3 protein-coding genes and 1 pseudogene are annotated in these 3,197 nt (G+C 72.8%); 2 read left to right on the plus strand and 2 right to left on the minus strand.

The genetic code is table 11. The annotated features are described in order from the left end of the window. Positions 1–1,517, minus strand: a pseudogene (locus FV222_RS21180) (NAD-glutamate dehydrogenase domain-containing protein); the annotation flags it as partial. 329 nt (positions 1,518–1,846) lie between these two features. Between FV222_RS21180 and FV222_RS21185 the strand changes: the two are divergent. Both FV222_RS21185 and FV222_RS21190 read left to right on the plus strand, forming a co-directional pair. Beyond that, on the plus strand, positions 1,847–2,053 hold the full coding sequence (locus FV222_RS21185) for a hypothetical protein (protein WP_147751923.1): 207 nt from the start codon (positions 1,847–1,849) through the stop codon (positions 2,051–2,053). 90 nt (positions 2,054–2,143) lie between these two features. Beyond that, positions 2,144–2,674, plus strand: a complete 531-nt coding sequence (locus tag FV222_RS21190; protein ID WP_147762068.1) for a GNAT family N-acetyltransferase — start codon at positions 2,144–2,146, stop codon at positions 2,672–2,674. 57 nt (positions 2,675–2,731) lie between these two features. Here the strand turns inward: FV222_RS21190 and FV222_RS21195 are convergent. Beyond that, on the minus strand, positions 2,732–3,197 hold a 466-nt coding region (locus FV222_RS21195), incomplete at its 5' end, for a bestrophin family ion channel (RefSeq protein ID WP_281406902.1).

The following is a 3,197-nucleotide window of genomic DNA, read 5'->3' on the forward strand; positions in this document are numbered from 1 at the left end:
CCCCAGGTCCGCACCAAGGCGGCGATCCCGGCTTCGAGCGCCGACGGGTCGCGCTCCGGCGCGCCGGCCTCCGAGAAGCCGACCACGTAGTGGATGCGCGCCAGCGGCCCCTCGGGCAGGTCGGGATAGGTCGCCGAGAGCCGGCCGCCGTGCTCCTGCGCCAGGTAGGCGCCGATGCGGGCCCGCACGACCGAATCGTAGCGGTCCTTAGGCACGTAGACGAGGAGCGAGACGAAGCGCCCGAACCGGTCGGTCCGGGACAGGACGCGGATGCGCGGCCGGTCGGCGAGGTTGGCGATGGCGAGGGTGAAGCGGAACAGCCGGTCCACGTCGATCTGGAACAGGTCGTCGCGCGGGTAGGTCTCGAGCACCGCGAGCAGCGCTCGGCCCGCATGGCTCGTCGGGTCGAGGCCGGCCTTTTCCACCACGGCCGCAACCTTGCCGCGGAGATACGGCACCTCGCGGGCGAGCGCGGTGTAGGCGGCCGCGGTGAACAGCCCGACGATGCGGACCTCGCCGGTGAGCTTGCCGGTGGTGGAGAAGAGCTTCACCGCGACGTAGTCGAGATGCGCCGCCCGGTGGACGCGGGCCTTGAGGCTCGACTTGGTGATGATCAGCGCGTGCGGCTCTTCGAGGAAGGCCACGATCTCCGGCGTCATGTCGACCAGCGCCCGGCCGCGGCGCAGCACCGCGAGGCCGGGATCGCGCAGGATGCCGAGGCTCTCGGCCTCGGTGGCGGCCTCGCCGGGCAGCGCGTGCTCGCGCATGCCGAGCAGGGTGAAGTGGCCGTCGCGCAGCCATTCGAGGAAGGCCCGCGCCTCGGCGACCTCGCCCTCCGGTAGGGGCGGGGGGTTGCGGCCGTAGCCCTCGGCGAGCTCCGCCAGCCGCGCCAGCATCGCGTCGTTGTCGTCCGTGACGAGGGCCACGTCCCGGAAGACCTGGGCGAGGCCGGCTTCGAGGCGTTCGCGCGCCTCGCCGGCATCGAGCCGGTCGAGGTGGATGTGGATGAAGCTCTCGCGCAGCAGCGCGCCGTGGGCGTCCGCCGTGGTCTCGCCGACGACGCGGAGCAGGGCGCCCGCCCCATCCCGCTCGACGCCGAGGATCGGGTGGGCGACGAGGTGGGGCGTCAGGCCCTGCTCGGTCAGCTCGGCCAGGGTCGAATCGAGCAGGTAGGGCCGGTTGTCGTTGACGACCTCGACGACGGTCAGCTCGCGGGTGCGCCCGAGGGCGGGCAAAGCCACGTCGACGAGGCGCAGGTTCGCCGCCGACCCGGTGGCGCGGGGCATCGCGAGATGGTCGCGGGCGGCGATCGCGAGGTCGGCCAGCGCCTCGGCCGGGTAGGGCGCCAGATCCTCCGGCGGCACCCGCCCGAACAGGTCGCGGACGAAGCCGCCCGGGCCGCCGCGCCCGCCGACGACCGAGGCCGCCGCCTCGATGAGGTCGGTGCGGGCGGATTTCGCCTCGCTCGTGGCCAGCGCAGTGGCCGATTCCAGGGCCGATTCGGTTTCCAGCACCATGGGCGGGACCCTCCCAACCGGCACCGGCGCCGGTTCCGCCCCGGACGTTAGGGGAGGGCCCATGGCGAGTCGATGACGCTCGCCGCCCACGGACCGGCAGCGGGTGACAGGCGGGCCGCAACGACCGGCGTTTCCGCGCTCAGTCCGTCACCCGCCAGCAGGCGCCATGCCGCGATCGGTTTCCGCAGATCGCAGCGAGCGCGGGAACCACGCGCTCGCCGACCGGTTGACGCTTCATTGGAGCTGTTCTAATTAAGAACTGCAGACGGGCAACGGGGCCGGCGACGGTTTCCAGGGCTCGCGACAGACGCCAGAACCGGAGTGACCCCATGACCTCGACCAACGCCTCCTGCGACAGCTGCCGCTTCTTCGACGACCACAAGACCAACGGCGCCTCCGCCGCCGGCGACCAGGGCCTGTGCCGCTTCAACCCGCCGGTGAGCCAGCCGGCTCCCGAGTCGAAGGGCCTGTGGCCGGTGGTGGCTTCTCAGGACTGGTGCGGCCATTTCACCGCCGAGATGACCGCGGCCGAGTAAGCCACGGGCGGTCCTCGATCGGCCGCCGCACGGTTGACGGCAGAGGGGCCGGCGCATGCGCGCCGGCCCCTTCTTTGCGTGAGCGGAGCGATGACGCCGAACCTGCGGCCGGCCGTGGAGGCCGACATTCCCGCGATCACCCGGATCTACGCCGACGCCGTCCTGAACGGCACGGCGAGCTTCGAGGTCGAGCCGCCGACGGAGGCCGAGATGGCGCGCCGCCGGTCGGCGCTGGTCGCGGACGGCTTCCCCTACCTCGTCGCCGAGCAGGACGGCGTCGTTCGCGGATACGCCTATGCCGGCCCGTACCGCGCGCGGGCGGCCTACCGCTCGACGGTGGAGGATTCGGTCTACGTCGCCGAGGCCGCGCGCGGGCTCGGGATGGGCCGCGCCCTCCTGGCGGCCCTGATCGCGGCCTGCGAGGCGATCGATGCGCGGGTGATGGTGGCGGTGATCACCGATCCGGGCTCGGAGACGTCGGCCGCCCTCCATGCGGCCCTGGGCTTCGCGCATGTCGGCGTGCTGGACAACGTCGGCCACAAGCACGGGCGCTGGCTCGGCACCGTGCTGATGCAGCGGCGGCTCGGCCCCGGACCGGACATGGCCCCGACGCGGGCGTGACCGCGCGACTTCGCGAAAAAATGGACGCCGAACGCCGTGTGCGAAGGTCCCGCCCGCTCAGTCCAGCCGGTAGCGCACCGGCTCCATCGCAGGCGGCAGCGGCTCGCCGAGGGCGTCGAGCACCGTGCGCTCGGCCGTGCGCAGCATCGCGTCGAGGGGCAGGTCGTTCGCCTCGAGGCCGAAGGGCTCCTCGAGTTCGTCGCCGAGCGCGTCGAGGCCGAAGAAGGTGTACGCCACCAGCATGGTCGCGACCGGCGTCGCCCAGCCGAGCGAGGCCGACAGGCCGAATGGCAGCAGCAGGCAGTAGAGCCACGCCGTGCGGTAGAGCAGCAGCGTGTAGGCGAAGGGCAGGGGCGTTCCGTGGATGCGCTCGCAGGCGGTGTGGATCGCCGACAGGTCCGAGACCTTGCGCTCGAGGAGGCCGAACAGCACGTCGGTGAGGTGCCCGTCGCGATACGCGTCCGCGAGGTCGCGGGTCAGGCCGGCCAGCACCGCATCGGTCGGGCTCGGGCAGGCGCGCAGC

Source organism: Methylobacterium sp. WL103 (assembly GCF_008039885.1).
Lineage (GTDB): Bacteria > Pseudomonadota > Alphaproteobacteria > Rhizobiales > Beijerinckiaceae > Methylobacterium > Methylobacterium cerastii.